The 1,508-nt window shown below is 67.4% G+C and carries 1 protein-coding gene; it reads right to left on the bottom strand.

Translation table 11 applies throughout. The features are described from left to right. Positions 1-14: 14 nt before the first annotated feature. Positions 15-1,373, bottom strand: a complete 1,359-nt coding sequence (locus tag AC5L3X_RS39110; protein WP_494863844.1) for an IS4 family transposase — start codon at positions 1,371-1,373, stop codon at positions 15-17. Positions 1,374-1,508: the final 135 nt, after the last annotated feature.

The raw sequence follows: 1,508 nt of genomic DNA, 5'->3' as shown, positions 1-1,508 counted from the left end.
GCAATGCCGGGTAGTTAAGGTGCTTGGGCGGTTGTCGAGTCAGGTTTGTTGAGGATCTCGGTGTGGACGACTGTCCGATGGTTGGTGCGGTCGATGTGGCCTTTGGCCCGGTGCTTGGAGATCGCTCGTTTGACGACGCGGGGACTGGACCGATCGCGGCGGGCGGGCAGGGGGTCGGCCAGAATGGCGCGTCCGATCCGGCCGACCAGATCGATGGTGGCCCCGGCGATAATGCCGGTGGCGTGGATGACCTGGTCGCGGGCGGTGTTCAACGCGATGGTGAAGCTGGCCCGGTCATCGGTGAAGGCCGGGGTGGTGCGGGTGGCGTCGGCCATGGCGATCCGCAGGGCTTGGTAGCCGGCCAGGAGGGCGTAGATCTCCTGGTCGATGCCTTGCGGAGTGCGTGCGCGCAGGACCCGGCCGCCCAGGGTGGTGGACTTCAGCTCCAAGTAGGTCGTCTCGATCTCCCAGCGCCGGTGGTAAAGCTCGACCAGGTCCAGCGCGGGGTAGCGGTGGTGGTCGGTCAGGCTGGTGATCAGCCGGTAGCGGCCGGTTCGCCTGCCATGGCCGCTGAGGGTGAGGGTGATCTCCGCGTCGATCACCCGGACCCGCACCCCGCCCAGGATCGAGGTCCATGATCCGTCGTCCAAGGTCGTCAGTCTGGGCAGTACCCGGGTGTTCTTGCAGCGGATCAGCAGATCGCAGCCGGTGGCCGCGATTTGGGTGATGAGGTCCTTGACGGCGAAGTTCCGATCGGCCAGCAGCAACATCCCCGAGCGTAGGCAGCCCAACAGGTCGGGGGCATAGGTGGTCTCTCCGGTCTTGAACGGCCCGAAGGTGGCCCCGAGCAAGGAGCGGGTGCCGCAGGTGACCACCGCCAGCAACCGCACCAGCGGATATCCCGATCCGCCGTGCGAGCCGCTCTGATGGCCGTATCGGGCCAGATTGGCCGGGCTGTCCGGGACACTCATCGTGGTGCCGTCGATCGCGCAGACCACCAGCCCCCGCCACCGCTGGGCCGCGGCCGGCGGCCCAGCCAGCAGTTCGAACAAAGCCCGCAACGGCGCCACCCCCACCCGGCGGCGAGCCTGAGCCAACGCCGACGACGAAGGGACCGGCCCGGCCTCGTTCCACCCCGATACCAGCCGCGACCACACCTGCCGATACCCCAGCTCGGCGAACAATCCCGCCGCCAGCAGCAGATACACCACCACCCGCGAAGGTAAGCTCCGCACCCGCCGCCCGGCCCCACCGCCTACGGTCAGTACCTCATCCACCATCTCGAACGGCACGATCTGGGTCAGTTCACCCAGATGCCCTGGCGCGAACACCCCCGCTGCGGTCCGAACGGTACGCGTCACGGTGCGCGTCACCGAGCCGATAGCGCAAGCCAGGGCAGAGCTGGCAGACTGACGAGCCAACGGAGATCCAGTTCTGTGCGGGCGGTGGTAGAAGATCACCCGTTCTACTGGATCTCCGTTCTCATGTGAGGACCTTCACGCCGATCC

Source organism: Nonomuraea sp. CX421 (assembly GCF_059358955.1).
The sequence above is the reverse complement of the archived record's forward strand: the minus strand, read 5'-3'. Positions and strand labels throughout refer to the sequence as shown.